Raw genomic sequence first — 16,847 nt, forward strand, 5'->3', positions numbered from 1 at the left:
GACGGCTGTCCTGACGTCTACTGAGTGAATTCCCCCGGATTGGACAGAGCGAACCAGTAGTGTCCGTGACCGGGCAGTGTCAGCAGGTACGGAAGCTCGCCGACCGGTGGGAAATGGACCCGGCCGAGCAGCTCCACCGGCACCAGGCCGGCGAATCTCCGCAGGTCGAGCTCGACGGGCTGGGCGAACCGGGAGAGGTTCGCGACGCAGAGCACCCTGTCGTCACCGAACTCCCGGACATACGCGAAGACCGACGGGTTCGACGCGCCGAGCTCCTCGTAGGTGCCGAGCCCGAAGACGGGATGCCGCTTGCGGACCTCGATCATCCGCCTGGTCCAGGACAGGAACGACGTCGGCATCCGCTGCTCGGCCTCGACGTTCAGCGCCTGGTAGCCGTACACCGGGTCCATGATCACCGGTAGGTACAGCCGGGCCGGGTCGGTTGTCGAGAACCCGGCGTTGCGGTCCGGGGACCACTGCATCGGGGTGCGCACGCCGTCGCGGTCACCGAGATAGATGTTGTCGCCCATACCGATCTCGTCGCCGTAGTAGAGCACGGGACTGCCGGGCAGGGAGAGCAGCAGGGCGGTGAACAGCTCCATCTGGTCGCGGCTGTTGTCCAGCAGCGGGGCGAGGCGTCGGCGGATCCCGATGTTCGCCTTCATACGCGGGTCCTTCGCGTACTCGGCGTACATGTAGTCCCGCTCCTCGTCGGTGACCATCTCCAGGGTCAGCTCGTCGTGGTTGCGGAGGAAGATGCCCCACTGGCAGTTCGGCGGGATCTCCGGGGTCTGCGCCAGGATCTCCGAGATCGGGTAGCGCGACTCCCGCCGCACCGCCATGAAGATGCGCGGCATCAGCGGGAAGTGGAAGGCCATGTGGCACTCGTCGTCATTGCCGAAGTACTGGACGACGTCCGAGGGCCACTGGTTCGCCTCGGCCAGCATGACCCTGTCGGCGTACTTGGCGTCGATCTCCTTGCGGACCCGGCGCAGGTACTCGTGCGTCTCCGGCAGGTTCTCCCCGTTCGTGCCCTCGCGCACGTACAGGTAGGGAACGGCGTCCAGGCGGAACCCGTCGAGGCCGAGGTCGAGCCAGAAGCGCAGGACCTCCAGCATCGCCTCCTGGACGTCCGGGTTGTCGTAGTTGAGGTCGGGCTGGTGGGAGAAGAACCGGTGCCAGTAGTACTGCCCGCGCACCGGGTCCCAGGTCCAGTTCGACTTCTCGGTGTCGACGAAGATGATCCGGGCGTCGGGGTACTTCTCGTCGGTGTCGGACCAGACGTAGAAGTCGCCGTACGGCCCGTCCGGGTCCGAGCGGGACGCCTGGAACCACGGGTGTGCGTCGGAGGTGTGGTTCATCACCAGGTCGGCGATGATCCGTAGCCCGCGCCGGTGCGCCTCGTCGACGAGGTTGATGAAGTCACCCAGGTCCCCGAACTCGGGGAGGATCTGGAAGTAGTCGCTGATGTCGTACCCGCCGTCGCGCAGCGGCGAGGAGTAGATGGGCAGCAGCCACAGGCAGTCCACGCCGAGCCACTCGAGGTAGTCCAGTTTCGAGACCAGCCCGGCCAGGTCACCGGTGCCGTCGCCGTTGGAGTCGGCGAAGCCGCGGACGAGGACCTCGTAGAACACGGCCCGCTTGAACCACAGCGGGTCCTGGGACGTCCCCGTGTCGCCGCCCTCGGCCGCGGTCTCGCGCAGCGGTTGCTCCGCGAACGGTTCCGACTCGTTCACGGCAGGCGCCGCGCGGTCAGGATGTGGGCGGGCTCGGTCGGCTCCAGGCGGACGTAGTTCTCACGGCCCCACTGGTAGGTGGCGCCGGTTATCTCGTCGTGCACTTCGAAGCGGTCGCCCCAGTCAAGCCCGAGAGCGGGCATGTCCAGTCGCACGGTGGTCTCCCGGGCCGAATGCGGGTCAAGATTGACGACGACGATGACGAGGTCGTCGTCGGGGCGGAGGCGGCCGAGGGCGGGTCCGCCCGCCCGGGCCGTGGTGTGCCGTTTGGAGAAGACTGTGATCTCGGGCGTCGCGGACTCGTGGATGTGTAGGTTGCGCATCCAGTGCAGGGCCGGGTGGTCGCGCCGGATCTGGTTGAGCCGGGTGAGGTAGGGCGCCAGCGAGGCCCCGGCGCGTTCCGCGCCGGCCCAGTCCCGCGGCTTGTACTGGTATTTCTCCGAGTCGAGGTACTCCTCGCTCCCGGCCCGCACGGGGGAGTTCTCGTACAGCTCGTACCCCGCGTACACCCCCCAGGTCGGGGAGAGCATCGAGGCGAGCACCGCCCGGATGCGGAACGCCGCCGGCCCGCCCGTCTGCAGGAACCCGGGCAGGATGTCCGGGGTGTTGACGAAGAAGTTGGGCCRCATGTAGTGCGCCGCGTCGACCAGCTCCTGCGCGTACTCCTCCAGCTCACGGCGCTCGTTGCGCCAGGTGAAGTAGGTGTAGGACTGGGTGAAGCCAATCTTGGCGAGCGTGTGCATCATCGCCGGGCGGGTGAACGCCTCGGCCAGGAACAGCACGTCCGGCTCGGTCGCCTTGACCTGGCCGATGAGCCACTCCCAGAACTCGACCGGCTTCGTGTGCGGATTGTCCACCCGGAAGATCCGGACGCCGCGGGCCGTCCAGAACCGGACCACCCGCAGAATCTCGTGATATAGACCGATCGGGTCGGCGTCGAAGTTCAGGGGGTAGATGTCCTGGTACTTCTTCGGCGGATTCTCCGCGTACGCGATCGAGCCGTCGCTGCGCACGACGAACCACTCCGGATGGTGCTTCGCCCAGGGGTGGTCCGGCGCGCACTGCAACGCTAGGTCGAGTGCGACCTCCATGCCGAGCGAGCGGGCCCGCGCGACGAAGAGGTCGAAGTCGTCCAGGGTCCCCAGATCCGGGTGGACGGCGTCGTGGCCGCCCTGCGAGCTGCCGATGGCCCACGGTGAACCGGGGTCCTCCGGGCCGGGCGTGAGGGTGTTGTTCGGGCCCTTGCGGTTGATCTCGCCGATCGGGTGGATCGGTGGCAGATAGACCACGTCGAAGCCCATCGCGGCGACGGCCGGCAGTCGTTCCGCGGCGGTGAGGAAGGTGCCCGATCGCGGTGGGTCGAGGCTCGCACCCTCGGACCGGGGGAACAGCTCGTACCAGCTGCCGTAGAGCGCCCGCTCGCGGTCCACCCACACCCGGTACAACGGGGTGCGGGTCACGAGTTCGCGCAGCGGGTGCTCGTCGAGCAGACCGGCCAGCTCCGGGGAGCAGGCGGCGGCGATGCGCTCGTGCGGATCCGTCACGTTGTCGTCGCGCAGGACCGCGACGACCCGCGCGATGTCGACCCGGCGGGGCTCGGGCACTCCGGGCAGCGCGCGCAGCAGCAGCCGCGCGCCGTCCTCGAAGTCGACCGCCAGCTCGTCCACCGTCTGGCCGGCACCGACCTTGAGCTCGATGCCGTGCCGCCAGGTGGCCAGCGGATCAGCCCAGGCCTCCACGCGATAGCCCCACAGGCCCTCGCGGCCCATGGCGACATCGGCCTCGTAGCGGTCCGTGCCCGCGCCGGCGAGTTTCATCCGCGTAAACGGAACTCCCTGGCCGTCGGGGCCGGAAAGAACGACATTGGCCCCGATGAGGTCATGCCCCTCACGGAAGACCGTCGCGCTGACGGTGAGGGTTTCCCCCTCCACCGCCCGCGACGGCCACTGGCCACAGGAGACGACCGGGCGCGCGTCAGTGATGACAACCCGGCCTACTGAACGTCCGATCATCATGGGGACCTTATCCAGACGAACCACGACTCAATGGTCGACCCTGTACATGGCGTTCGGTGACACCGCCACGTGAACTGCATGCAACCACCGGATGGGCCCACGTTGTCTCTGTGGTGGGTCTGCCTGTGCTGTCCCGATGGTCACGGTCCTGACCGATGTTCCCGGCTTGCTCCGGTGGTTAACCTTCCGCGGCGAGTATTGCTCTCGTAGACACTGTGGTGTGTCCGGTGGGTGACGTCGGACGGGTCGCCGCGCCGGTCTGGGAGCCTCGATGGCGCTCGTTTCTGACGGTGTGCCCACCACATCGCCCGCCGCACGTCGAGTTCGGGCGATGTGTCGTTTGGGTGACAGTGGCCCCTGGGGGTGGTGAGCCTTTGGTGGTGGCACGCTCGGTGATCTGGGAACCTCGTCGCGYGCTCGTTCGTCCCGCTGAACACAGAACTGCAGAACACCGAGTTCCGATCGACCCGGGCGCCGGGCGGGCGGAGCACGGCCCGGCCACGGCGGCCGGAGGGTACGGCCGCCGGGGCGGTCGCCCTCGGGCGAAGTGGCGGTGCGGGTGGCTGCCGGCAACTGCCCGGGGGCACGCGTCGCTGCCGGGCAGGTCCCGCCGGCTCGCGCGCGGCTGGACATGTGACGCAGGTGACCAGACCGGGCCCGCGAGGGTCCGAGGCGGACACACCGGACCCGCGAGGGCCCGGGGCGTGATGTGTGACGCAGTACGCTGCCGGCGCCCGGACCCCTGGGCGGCCGGGGGCGGCGCGCCGCCCCCGGCGCGACCACCGCGCGCGGGCGACAGCGCCGGGCCGGCTGGGAAGCCGGCCCGGCGAGCATCCGACAACACCGAACCTGGAGGAGCAGTGGGAGTCAGCCTCAGCAAGGGCGGCAACGTGTCGCTGACCAAGGAGGCGCCCGGTCTCACGAACATCATCGTCGGTCTCGGCTGGGACGTGCGGACGACCACCGGCGCCGACTTCGACCTGGACGCCAGCGCGATCGCGTGCCGGGCGGACGGCAAGGTGGTCTCGGACGGGCACTTCATCTTCTTCAACAACCTGAAGAGCCCGGAAGGCGCGATCGAGCACCAGGGCGACAACCTCACCGGTGAGGGCGAGGGGGACGACGAGAAGATCAACGTCGACCTGGCGGGCCTCCCGACCGAGATCGACAAGATCGTCTTTCCGGTCTCCATCTACGACGCGGACTCGCGCTCGCAGAGCTTCGGGCAGGTGCGAAACGCGTTCATCCGCGTGGTGAACGCCGCCGGCCAGGCCGAGATCGCGCGCTACGACCTCACCGAGGACGCCTCGACCGAGACCGCCATGGTCTTCGGCGAGGTCTACCGGCACGGGGCGGAGTGGAAGTTCCGCGCGGTCGGCCAGGGCTACGCCTCCGGCCTCGCGGGAATCGCCCGTGACTACGGGGTGAACGTCTGACGGTTCGCGTCCGCGTGCGCGACATCACCCCGGGACGACTTGGTCCCGGGGTGATCCTCGGCGTTGGCGCTGACCCCGGCATCGACTCCGGCTCCGCCGGCGGGCCCCGGCCGGGAGCTCGAGCGGGTCACGGGCCGGCCCCCCTGCGACGCGTTCGCGCCGATGGATCCAGCCGTGTACGGACGGTGGGGAAGGTGGATGCCTGTCGGGTTTCGGTCGTGCCGAGTGACCCGTACCTGGCTACGATTCGCTCGACCGCGGGACCTACACCGCCCGGTGAGCTGGACGCAGCGGTCGGCGACAGTGTGTGACGTTGTGTGTGGTGGGTTCCGTACGGACCGCGGAGCTCGTCCGTAAACGCCTGTCGAAGCACTGTGAGCCGGTCCGGGAGGTGTTTCAAGGAGTGCACGCACTTCGAATTTTCGGCTGGTCCCTCGCCATCACGGTGATCGGGGTCGCGGGGGCTGGTGTGATCGGCGGCGGCGACGCCGCGGCGATCGTCGCCATCCTCGCCGTCCTCGAGATCAGCCTCTCGTTCGACAACGCGGTCATCAACGCGACGATCCTGCGCCGGATGAGCGAGTTCTGGCAGCGCATCTTCCTCAGCGTCGGCATCATCATCGCCGTGTTCGGGATGCGGCTGCTGTTCCCGATCGTGATCGTGTCGCTGACGGCGCATCTCAGCCCGGTGGACGTCTTCGACCTGGCGCTGAACCACGAGGAGGAGTACGGGGCCCGGCTGCACGACGCGCACCCCTCGATCGCCGCCTTCGGCGGGATCTTCCTTTTTATGATCTTCCTTGACTTCATGTTCGACCCGGAGCGCGAGATCCAGTGGATCAAGCGCATCGAGGAGCCGTTCCGCCGGGCCGGCCAGCTCGACGTCGTGTCCGTCGTGCTGGGGCTCGTCGCGTTGCTGGTCGTGGGGGAGGCCTTCTCCGGCGACCACACCCAGCAGGTGCTGACGGCGGGGGTCGCCGGTCTCGCCACCTATCTGGGTGTCCGCGGGCTGGGCGAGTTCTTCGAGGCCCGCGGAATCGGCGCGGACGACGACGAGGACGACGAGGACGAGAAGGCCGGGGTCGACGGCTCGGCAGCGGGGAAGACCACGGCACCCGGTCGCACCACGGGAACCTCGGACGTGGTCCTCGCGACCGGCCGGGCCGCCTTCTTCCTGTTCCTCTACCTCGAGGTGATCGACGCGTCGTTCTCGTTCGACGGCGTCGTCGGGGCGTTCGCCATCTCGCAGAACATCTTCATCATCGCGGCCGGCCTGGGTATCGGCGCCATGTACATCAGGTCGATCACGGTGTACCTCGTCCGGCGCGGGACACTGGGCGAGTACATCTACCTGGAGCACGGAGCGCACTACGCGATCGGCGCGCTCGCCGTCATCCTGGCGGTCTCGATCGAGACCGAGGTGCACGAGATCGTCACCGGGCTGATCGGTGTGGCGTTCATCGGGCTGGCCCTGCTGTCCTCGATCCGCCACCGCTCGAAGGAGCGGCAGGAGAACCTCGACGGCGGGGACGACGCGGCCGCGGGTGACCAGTCCGGGGACGCCGGAGATCCCGAGAGCGCGCCGGTCGTCGGCACCCGGAGCTGACGTCACCACCGACCACCACCCACCACCTATCTCACCGCCGACCACCCCACCGCAGTCACCCACTGCCATCACCCACCGACCGCAAGGGAGYGGAACATGGGCATCGACTACAGCAAACGACCCGCCGCACCGGCGGCGGGGCCGCCGGTGTCACTGAGCAAGGTCACGCTGACCAAGTCCACGCCGACCGTGTCGCTGAGCAAGCAGGGTGGCGGCGGGCGGCTGCACGTCAACCTGAACTGGAACCAGACCGGGACCGGCGGCGGCGGGGGTAAGGGCGGCTTCCTCAAGCGGGTGCTCAGCGCCGGCAGTGGCGGCATCGACCTCGACCTGGCCTGCCTGTTCGAGCTGGCGGACGGCCGTTCCGGCGTGGTCCAGGCGCTCGGCAACGCCTTCGGCTCGTTCGACAACCCGCCGTACGTCAACCTCGACGCCGACGACCGGACCGGGGCCGCAACCGGCGGTGAGAACCTGCACGTCAACCTCGCCCGGATCGGTGAGATCCGTCGCCTGCTGGTCTTCGCCTTCATCTACGAGGGCGTGGCCTCCTTCGACCAGGCCGACGCCGTGGTGACGCTGACCCCGGCCCAGGGCGCGCCGATCGAGGTCCGCCTCGACGAGCGGGCCGGCGGCGCCCGGATGTGCGCGATCGCGCTGCTGACGAACACCGGTGGTGACTTCTCCGTCAGCCGGGAGGTCCGGTATGTCAGCGGACATCGCGAGCTGGACAAGGCGTACTCGTGGGGCCTGGACTGGACCGCTGGCCGCAAGTGACCGGTCACCGCGGCCCGTCCCGCGGTGCGCGGGGCGGACCCGGAGTTGAGTGGAACGCCGGAACCGGGCAGGCTGTCCGCAGTAGCCGGGAATCAGTCGTGATCAGGGCCCACGCACCGGGATGACCCGTCCGTTGCCGCCGCCTGACGGGGAGGGGCGTTACTCCATGTTCCAGCCACGGCGTTCCTCCCGGTCGGGCCGCTCCGGCGGCCCGGGTGAGGCGGGCGAGGGCCGGGGCGGCGCCGGTGGTTACCGCTGGTTCGCCCCTGAGGACCTGCCCGGCGAGGAGCTGCCCGACACCCGGGAGCAGGGTGAGGACGATCGGGGCGAGCCCCGGTCGGACGGGCCGGAGCGTACGTCCGCCTGGTACGACACGGACGACGGCACCGACCCGGGCGACGGGGAGTACCTCCGTCCCAGGGGCTACGTGTCACGGCTGCCGGGCGGCCGGTCGGGGCGCGAGCGCTCCGAGTCCGGTGGCGCGGGCGCGCCGGCCGGGGGCGGTCGCGGATTCGCCCCGGACACCTACGAGCGCGCCGGGTACGGCCCACCAGACCGCGGCGAGGGAGATCCGGAGGCGGGCTACCGCTCCGCCTACCCGGACGAGGCCTACGGCGACCCCGGGTACGGCGACCCCGGGTACGGCGACCCCGGGTACGCCGGCGGCGGGTACGAGGAGAGCACGTACGAGTCCGGGCCGGAGGGCGAGGACCGGTACGCGGGCGACGGCTACCGGCGGCCCGAGACCGCCGACGGCGAGTACGACCGCGGTCCCGGGTACCCGGGCGGGCCGCGGTACGCGGGCGGTGACGGGTTCGCCGACGCTCCCGGCTTCCCCGGTGAGGCGGCTTTCACAGGCGAGGCGGACTACACCCGCGGTGGCGAGCCCCCGCTCCCGCGCCGGACCAGCTACAACGCCGCTCGCGGCTATCCCGACGACGGCGGCTACCGGGGCGAGCCCCGGTACGCCGGGGACGGCGGCGGTGCCGCGGCGTATGCCGGCACGCCGGGATACGCCCGCGACCCGGAGTTCGTCCCGGATGGCCCCGGTACGCCGGAGTATGTCGCCGAGGCCGATTACCCGGCCGGTGCGCAGTACTCCGGCGACGCCGAGTACTCCGGTGACGTGCGGTTCACTGAAGGTGACGCGCGGTTCGTGGGGGAGGCGCGGTACCCGGACGACCCGCGGTTCTCAAACGACTCCCAGTTCTCGGACGACCCGCGGTTCTCGGGCGACTCCCAGTTCTCGGGAGATGCGGAGTACCCGAGGGACACGACGTTCGCCGGTGACGAGGAGTACTCGGGGGACGGCCCGCGTGCCGGTGGCGAGGGCTACCCGGATGCCGCGCCGTACGCCCGCGGGTCCGACCGGTACGAACGCGAGGGCGACTTCCCGGACGGCCCGGCATACCGGCGCGACGCCGCCTACGCCGGTGGCGCCGACTACACCGATGATGCGGGCTACGCGGGTGGCGCCGCCTACGAGGCGAAGGCCGATGCCGGCCGCGGCACCGCTTTCGCGCCCGGCGGCGGAACCGGCTACGGCGGGGACACCGGCTACTCCGGCGACGGTGAGTACACAGCCGCCGCCGGCTACGACGGAGCCGGCGATCGCGGCGGTGCCGAGCTGCCGCCGATGCCCGCGCAGAAGATTGATTTCTTCCGGCGCTACGTGCGCCAGTCGACCGAGCCTGCCGGCATGCCGGACGCCCCGGCCGGGGACGGCGGGGACTCGACGGGGGCCCGTCCCGCCAGCCGTCGGGACGAGTTCGACCTGCTCGACTACGAGATCCTCGGCGGGAGCGCGTCCGACCGGCATGCCGGGGACGCCCCCGCCGGCCGCGTCCCCGGCCAGCTCGACGACGCCGGGGACCCGATCGGGAACTACCCGGCAGCGGAGCACGCCTTCGCCGCGCGGGACCGGGTGGACGTCCTCGTGCCGGGTGACCTCCCGACACCGGGTGGCCACCCGGCGGACGACGCCGTGGCGGCCGGCGATGGCGTGGCGGCCGGCGATGTCGTGGCGACAGGCGACGTCGTGCCGGGCGACATCGTGCCGGGCGGTGTTGTGCCGGACAATGCCGCGGCGGGCAAGGTCGTGGCGGGCAAGGTCGTGGCGTCCGGCGAGCTGCTGGAGCCCGACGACGTCGTCGCGTCCGGTGATCTGTCGGCATCCGATGATGTTGTGGCGTTCGATGACCTCCTGACGGGAGATGATCTCCTGACAGGAGACGAGGCAGGCACCGGCAGGACGGCGGACGGGGCCGGCGCGCAGGCGCTGGGCGCACCACCGCCGGGCACCGGCCTCGGCCTCGGTTTCGAGCGGGGGCCGTTCGACGGCACCGGCCGGCCGGCCGACGCGGACGTGATCGACGGATCGGGCGCGGACGCCGTGCCCGCGCAGACCATGCCGGCGGGCACCGTTCCGGCGGGCACCGTTCCGGCCGGCGCTGGGTCAGCCGGCGCTGGGCCGGCGGGCGCCGTTTCGGTGGGTGCCGGGGTCGTGCCGTCCGCCGCGGTCCCGGTGGGCCTGGCAGTGGGGGACACCGATGGCCCGGCCGTGACCGGCGCGGTCCCGTCGGACGAGGCCCCGCCGGCCGCCGCCGTGGACGGCGCTTTGAACGGAGCCGTCATGAACGGAGCCGGAGTGGACGTGTCCGCCGCGGCGCTGGTCGACCGGCAGGTGCTGGAACGCCTCGCCGATCGGGTGGACGAGCTCGTCCACCTGCGCCGCCACGACGCCGAGCTGGTCGACCGCCTGCACGCGGAGAACGGCCGGCTGCGCGGCGGTGAGCTGACCGAGGCGATGACCCCGCTGCTGCGCGGGCTGGTCCGGCTGTACGACCAGATGAGCAGCCTCGGTGCCGAGGACGCCCAGAGCGTCGCCGGGATCCTGCGCAAGCAGCTGCTCCAGATCCTGGACCTGGCCGCGGACGTCCGTCCCTACGCGCCGGCGGCCGGCGACCCGTTCGATCCGGGGCGGTCGCTGGGGGTCCGCCGGGTCGGCACCGACGATCCGGCGCTGGAGGGAACGGTCGCCCGGACGGTTCGTCCCGGCTTTGTCCGCGGGGAGTCCATGGTCGTCCGACCTGCCGAGACCGAGGTCTACCGGGCCTTCTGACCAGGCGTCCCGACCGGGCGTTCCGGCGGGGCGGGACGGCCCGGGGGACGGCCGGCTCCGACGGCCCGGCACGCGCGCGTCATCATCATGAGGCAGATGCCGGCGCGCACGCCGCCGGCGGCGGAGCCGGTGGCACGTAAGCCGGCCGGGTGGGGGCGTCGCCGGTCGTGGTCTGCCGGCCGCAGCAGTCGTCAGGTGAAGGGAAGATCAGACGGTGGCAGGCACCAAGGTGTTCGGAATCGACCTGGGCACCACCTACTCGTGTATCGCCCAGGTCGACGAGTACGGCCGCCCGGACGTGATCCGCAACATCGAGTCACAGCCGACGACCCCCTCGGTGGTCCTCTTCGACGGCGTGGCCGCCGGTGGCCCGGGCGGCGCGGAAGGCGGCACGGCAGGGGCGGTGGCCGGTGCGTCCGGCGGCGGTGGCTCGACGTCGTTCGTGGTCGGCACCCAGGCCAAGCGTCAGGCGCGCATCCGCCCGGACGACGTCGCGCGGCTCGTCAAGCGGCACATGGGCGCCTCGGACTGGCGGTTCGTGGCGTACGACGTCGAGTACAGCGCCGCGTCGGTGTCCAGCCTGGTGCTCAAGGCACTGGCCGCGGATGCGCAGCGGGCGACCGGGACCCCGGTGACGGACGTGGTCATCACCGTCCCGGCCTACTTCGGTGACGAGGAGCGCAAGGCGACCAAGCTCGCCGGCGAGCTCGCCGGCCTCAACGTCGTCGACATCATCAACGAGCCGACCGCGGCGGCGTTCGCCTACGGGTTCGCCCAGGACGGCCAGTCCACCTCGACGGTGCTCGTCTACGACCTCGGCGGCGGCACGTTCGACACGACGGTGATCCGGCTCAGCGAGAACGACATCACCGTGGTGGCCACGGACGGCGACCACGAGCTCGGCGGCGCCGACTGGGACAACGAGATCGTCCGCTACCTGGCGCAGAAGTTCGTCCAGGAGCAGCCGGACGCCGGTGACCCGCTCGACGACGTCCACGACGAGCAGGAGCTGCTCACCGCGGCCGAGGACGCCAAGCTCGCGCTGTCCGGGCGGGAGAGCGTGGACGTCCTGGTGATGCACGGCGGGCGGCGGAGCAGCGTGCCGGTGACCCGGGCGACGCTGGAGGAGATCACCGGGCCGCTGCTGCAGCGCACGATCGACCTCACCGGCGCGGTCCTGCAGCGGGCCAAGGAGAAGGGCGTCGACAAGATCGACCTCTGTCTCCTCGTCGGCGGGATGAGCAAGCTGCCCGCGGTCGCCCGCCGGCTGGGGGAGACCTTCGGGCTCACCTGCCGGCTGGTCGACCCGGACCTCGCCGTCGCCAAGGGCGCGGCGGTCTACGGGCAGAAGAAGGCGCTGGAGCGCGAGGTCCGCGCGGAGCTGGTGGCCAGCGGACGGCTGCGTCCGGACCAGCAGCTCGACGCGGCCGCGACCGGTGACCTCGAGGTCGCCGCCGCCGCGAGCGCGTCCGCCGCCGGGCTGACGACCTCGTCGGTGGTCGACCTCGTGCGCACCCGCGTGACGGATGTCACCTCGCGTGGCTTCGGGATCTTCGCGGAAGATCGCGGCAGCGCGGTGGCGGCATTTCTGGCCCACCAGAACGACGCCCTGCCGATCCAGGTGAAGCGCACGTTCTACACGATCTCCGACGACCAGTCCGAGGTCGACATCCGGGTCTTCGAGCAGGGCACCGGCGTCGAGTCGACGCGCATCGAGGACAACAAGGTGATCGTGGCCGGCGCGATCAGTGGCATCCCGGCCGGTCATCCCCGCGGGACACCGGTCGAGGTCACCTTCGAGATGGGCCGGGACCAGACCATCCAGGTCACCGCCACCCATGTGGGCGCCTCCGAGCCGCTTGTCCTGCGGGTCAAGGCCGGGGTCGGCAGCGAGAGCATGAAGACCGAGGAATCGGCCAAGGTCAATCTCCTCAAGCAACGGAACTGATCTCCGTCGGGGCGGCGGTGGTGCTCGCGGGGATGAGCACCACCGTGACCGCGCACCCGAGCCGAGATCCGTACCCTCGACCTGGAGCGGGTGTGCCCGGGCGTGCGGGCGGTGGCGGAACGAGGGTGAAACGGTGAGCGCGGCGTTCGACGGCAGCGGCTACCGGCGACGGGTCCTGGCGCCGCTGCGTGCCCGGACCCCGGTGGACACGGCCGACCCTTACCTGGTCGCGGACCTTGATCCGCTGCTCGAGCACACCGACTCCGAGGTCGCCGCGCAGCTCGCCCGGGTGATGGCGTTCCTGCAGCGTGAGCGCAACTCGGCGAAGTACGCGGCGCTGGCCACCGAGCTGGTGCGCCGCCGCGGCGAGTGGGAGGCGCCGCTGCTCGACGGCGACGCCCGGGCCCGCCTGCGGCACACCGTCCTCGATGCCCGGCGCAACGGCGACGCCGAGCGGCTCGCCAAGGTCGACGGCTACCTCGTCACACTGCGTGATCGTTTTGGTGGCATCCCGGCCTCCAGGGTCGCCGGCCTGCGCCGCCTCGCGGCCGCGGCCGGGGTGACCGGGGCCGAGTTCGACGCCCGGCTGGGCCGCGAGGTCATCATCGCGGACGGCGGCGGCGCCGGCGTCGAGGCGCTCGCCCCCGAGGTCCGCAGCCAGATCCGGCAGCGGCTGGAGGACCTGCGCGTCCTGCGCGGCGGAGACCGGGCCGGCACCGCCTCCCTGTGGGACTTCCTCGGTCTGCCGCCCGACGCCGGGCCGGACCGCATCCGCTCCGCCTGGGAGGCGGTGGCGGCCGGCAACGCCCGGCGCCCGCACGACCGCGAGAAGACGCTGACGGCCGACCTGCTGGCCATGGTGCGCTCCCGGCTGGTCGAGGGTGACCCGGCGGCGTACACCGCGGGTCTGCTCGCCGATGTCGCCGACGAGCTCCGCCCGATCGTCGAGGAGCACGTAGTGCTCGACGGCGAGCTGACGGCGGTCGCCTACGAGGGGCTCGTCCGGGCCGCCCTGGCCGCCGGCCGCGGGCTGGGCGCCGAGCAGGCGAAGACGGTCATCCTGGGCATCGCCCGCAACCTGGGCGCCGCGGTCAGCACCGGCGGCGCCGTCGACTACGTGCTGTGCCCCGGCTGTGGACGTCCCGAGCCGGTCGGCGGCTCGCGGACCTGCCGGTACTGCGACGCGGGGCTCTACACCACCTGCCCCGGGTGCGCCTCGCTCACCGAGGCCGCCGCCGTGACCTGCCGGCGCTGCGGGTACAGCCTGCGCCAGGTCCGGGCCGCCGGCGACGCGCTCGCCGCCGTGCGCCAGGCGCTGGAGGCCGGCCGCCCCCGCGAGGCGAGCGACGGCCTCGCCCGGGTGCGCGCGGCCGTCGCGGCCGCCGGCTCGGGGGCCGGCAACGGGACGGCGGAGGCCGCCGACGAGCTGGAGTCGCTCGTCCGGGCCGGGCTCGGCGCCGCCGAGGCGGGCTGGCGGGCACTGGCGGAGGAACGCTCCACCCTGCGCTCCGACGCCGCGGTGGAACGCGCCCGCTGGCTGGTCGCCCGCGCGGCGGACGTCCCCGGGCCGGACGGCCGCCCGCCGGCCGAGGTGCTCGGCGAGCTGACCGCGCAACAGGCCGTCATCCGGCGCCGGGTCGAGGCCGCCCGCGGCCTGCCGCCCGAGCAGCAGGAGGCCGCGCTGGTCGCCGTGCTCGCCACCGCCGTCGACAGCGCGGACGCGCTGCGCGCTCTCGCTGCTCTGCCGCTGCAGCCACCGACCGATCTGACCTCCGTGCTGGCCGACGACGCGGTCCTGCTGCGCTGGCGGCCGTCCGCCTCGGCCGGCCCGGTCACCTACCGGGTGGAGCGGGTCGCCGTCGACCCCGGCTCCGGGCAGCTCACCCGGCGCGGCCTGGGCACCACCAGCTCCACCGAGCTCGCCGACGCGGGCGCCCCACCGTGGACGCCGGTCCGGCACGAGGTGACCGCGCTCTCCGGCGAGCGGCGCTCCCGGCCGGTCAGCACCGCGCCGGTCATCGCCGTGCGGGACGTCGCCGACCTACGGGCCGAGGCGACCCCGACCGGGGTCCGCCTCACCTGGCGGCCGAGCGGGCCGTCCGACACCGTGACGATCGAGCGCACGGTCGATCCCGACTCGTCGGTCTCCGCCCCGCCGCGCCGGGCCCGGGTGACCGGCGGGAGCTTCCTCGACTCCGACGTGCTGCCCGGTGTGGGCTACCGCTACCGCGTGTTCGTCGAGTACACCGACGTCGACGGCAGCGCCGCCCGCACCTCGGGGTCGCGGGCCGAATTCGGCCTGCTCACCCGGCCGCGACCGGTCACCGACCTGGTCGTCGGCGCCGAGGACGGGCAGGTCGCCCTGCGGTGGACGCCGCGTTCCGGGGCCGAGGTGCGGGTCTACGCGACGGCCGTCCCCCCGTCCGGCGGCGCCGTCGGCGCTCTCCACCCGGGTGGTCCCGGTGCGGACGGGTCGGGCTCCGGTGCGAACGGGGCCGGTGGGTATGGCGCGGGTGCGTACGGTGCCGGTGGGCAGGGTGCCGGTGGGCACGGCACCGGGGTGCTTGGCGCCGGCGCGGTGTCGGTCGGGGCGGGGGAGTTCGGGCGGGGGCCCGAGCCGAGCTCCGGCCCGCTGGCGCTGCTGGGTGGCGAGGGCGCCGAGGTCCCGCTCGCCGCGCTGACACCACCGCTGCGACTGGTCGGCGCGAGCCGGCAGGGCCACCTGCGGGACGCGGCGGTCCCGCTTGCTCCCGGCACCGGCGAGCTGATCTACACCCCGGTCACGGTCGTCGGTGGTCTCGGTGTGCTCGGCCGCTCGGCTCCGCACCGCTTCCCGGTGGTGACGCATGACGTCTCCGAGTTCACCACCGGCATCGCCGACTTCCCGACCGGCAACGGTGGTCACGGTCCCGGCAACGGTGGTCACGATCCCGCCAGCGCCGGGCTCGGTCCCGCGCAGTCCGCCCCGCCGGGCCACGGGGGTACCGCTCCCGGCCATGGCGGTGGCCCGCCGGCCGGTGGGCCACCGCTGCCCGCGGTGTCCGCGGACGCCCGGCCGGTCATGATCGACGTCATGCCGTCCCCGGAGACCGTCCGGGCGCCCGGGGGCGCTCCGCTCGTAGCTCCCGTACCTGTCGGTCCGTCGTCCCCAGGTGGTCCGGCGTCTCCGCTCGGTCCGTCGTCTCCGGTCGGTCCGCCTGTATCGGGTGTCCTGCCGTCCCCGGGCGTTTCGCCGGTGACCGGCGCCCAACCCTTTCCCGGTGGCCAGCCGTTCACGGGTGCCCCGCCGCTTTCGGGTGCGCAGCCCGCTCCCGGCGCGTCGCCGGTGCCGGGCCCTCCGCCGGCGACAGGTGCCCTTCCGATCCCCGGCGGTCCGGCGGGGCCCGGCGGGCCGAGCGCCGGAGGCGGCGCGCCGGGGACTGGCGGGGGCCCTGTGGGCCCGCCGACGGTGGGAATGCCGCTGCCCGTGGCGTCGGACGAGTCCGGGGCGCACCCCGGCATGGGGACGGGTCCGGCGACGCCCGACGTCGGCGTGCACCCCGTGGCGCCGGCCGGTCCCGGCGCACCCGGCCCCGGCACGCTCGCCGCGCCGCCCCCCGCACCCGCCCAGACCCAGGGCCACGCCCTGGTTCCCGGGCCGCCCGCGCCGTTCGGTTCTCCGGCCCAGCTCCAGCCGCCGGTGCCGGTGCCACCGCCGGCGGAGCTGACGTCCGTCACCTATTCGGTGTCGAAGGCGGGGTGGCGCCGGCGGACCCTGCGCGTCCAGGTGCGGGCGACCGGGCCGGCCCCCCGGCTGGTGCTGTTGGCGCGGCCCGGCGAGGAGCCGCCCGGGTCGCCGGCCGAGGGACAGGTGCTGGCCGAGTTGCAGCCGGCTTCGAGCTCGGGGTCGTGGACCATGGAGGTCACCCTCGAGGGGGCGCAGCTCCCGTGGGGGGTCCGGCTCCTGCCGGTGGTCACGCCGGGTGCTCCGGCGGTGTGGATCGACCATCCTGAGGACCCGATGCTCGTCGTCCGCTGAGCGTCCCCGCGGACGAGGGCCCTGGTCTCGCCCGCCACCCGCGGGGCGGTGGCGGGCGATTGCGACGGTCGCGTGCGTTCCGACCTGCTTGGTGACAACCAGCCGCGCTGTCACCGCCGTCCTCGTGTGTTCCGGACGAACCGTGAACTCTTTCGCTGTTCGCCCGTCGTTGTGAGCAGGATCGCCAAAGATG

Annotated in this window: 8 protein-coding genes; 6 read left to right on the forward strand and 2 right to left on the reverse strand. The window is 72.5% G+C overall.

The window, feature by feature from the left end:
* Window positions 1-17: 17 nt before the first annotated feature.
* A complete protein-coding gene (gene treS / locus BBK14_RS26685; protein WP_071065997.1) occupies window positions 18-1,736 on the reverse strand; it encodes a maltose alpha-D-glucosyltransferase in 1,719 nt (572 codons plus the stop codon).
* Entirely contained in the window at window positions 1,733-3,751 is a 2,019-nt protein-coding gene (locus BBK14_RS26690) for an alpha-1,4-glucan--maltose-1-phosphate maltosyltransferase (protein ID WP_071065998.1), read from the reverse strand. The genes treS and BBK14_RS26690 overlap by 4 nt, the downstream gene beginning before the upstream one ends.
* An 860-nt stretch (window positions 3,752-4,611) precedes the next feature.
* On the opposite strand from BBK14_RS26690, the gene BBK14_RS26695 reads away from it, so the two are divergent.
* From BBK14_RS26695 to BBK14_RS26720, 6 genes are all read left to right on the forward strand, one after another.
* Window positions 4,612-5,187, forward strand: coding sequence for a TerD family protein (locus BBK14_RS26695; RefSeq protein ID WP_020458691.1), 576 nt, complete (start codon window positions 4,612-4,614; stop codon window positions 5,185-5,187).
* Window positions 5,188-5,590: 403 nt separating this feature from the next.
* On the forward strand, window positions 5,591-6,793 hold the full coding sequence (locus tag BBK14_RS26700) for a DUF475 domain-containing protein (RefSeq protein WP_071065999.1): 1,203 nt from the start codon (window positions 5,591-5,593) through the stop codon (window positions 6,791-6,793).
* A 96-nt stretch (window positions 6,794-6,889) separates the two neighbouring features.
* Window positions 6,890-7,567: a TerD family protein gene (locus BBK14_RS26705; RefSeq protein ID WP_071066000.1), complete on the forward strand. Its 678-nt coding sequence runs from the start codon at window positions 6,890-6,892 to the stop codon at window positions 7,565-7,567.
* Window positions 7,568-7,733: 166 nt separating this feature from the next.
* Entirely contained in the window at window positions 7,734-10,688 is a 2,955-nt protein-coding gene (locus BBK14_RS39155; protein ID WP_071066001.1) for a hypothetical protein, read from the forward strand.
* Between the two features lie 214 nt (window positions 10,689-10,902).
* Window positions 10,903-12,636, forward strand: coding sequence for an Hsp70 family protein (locus tag BBK14_RS26715; protein WP_071066002.1), 1,734 nt, complete (start codon window positions 10,903-10,905; stop codon window positions 12,634-12,636).
* A 133-nt stretch (window positions 12,637-12,769) separates the two neighbouring features.
* Window positions 12,770-16,654 (forward strand): zinc ribbon domain-containing protein, encoded by a 3,885-nt coding sequence (locus BBK14_RS26720; protein WP_071066003.1) that lies wholly within the window; start codon window positions 12,770-12,772, stop codon window positions 16,652-16,654.
* The last annotated feature ends 193 nt before the right edge of the window (window positions 16,655-16,847 follow it).

This window comes from Parafrankia soli (assembly GCF_001854695.1).
Lineage (GTDB): Bacteria > Actinomycetota > Actinomycetes > Frankiales > Frankiaceae > Parafrankia > Parafrankia soli.

Bases quoted from the DNA above. Each gene is read 5' to 3' on its own strand.
- BBK14_RS26705 (WP_071066000.1), top strand. From the start codon at position 6,890: ATGGGCATCGACTACAGCAAACGACCCGCCGCACCGGCGGCGGGGCCG.
- BBK14_RS39155 (WP_071066001.1), top strand. From the start codon at position 7,734: ATGTTCCAGCCACGGCGTTCCTCCCGGTCGGGCCGCTCCGGCGGCCCG.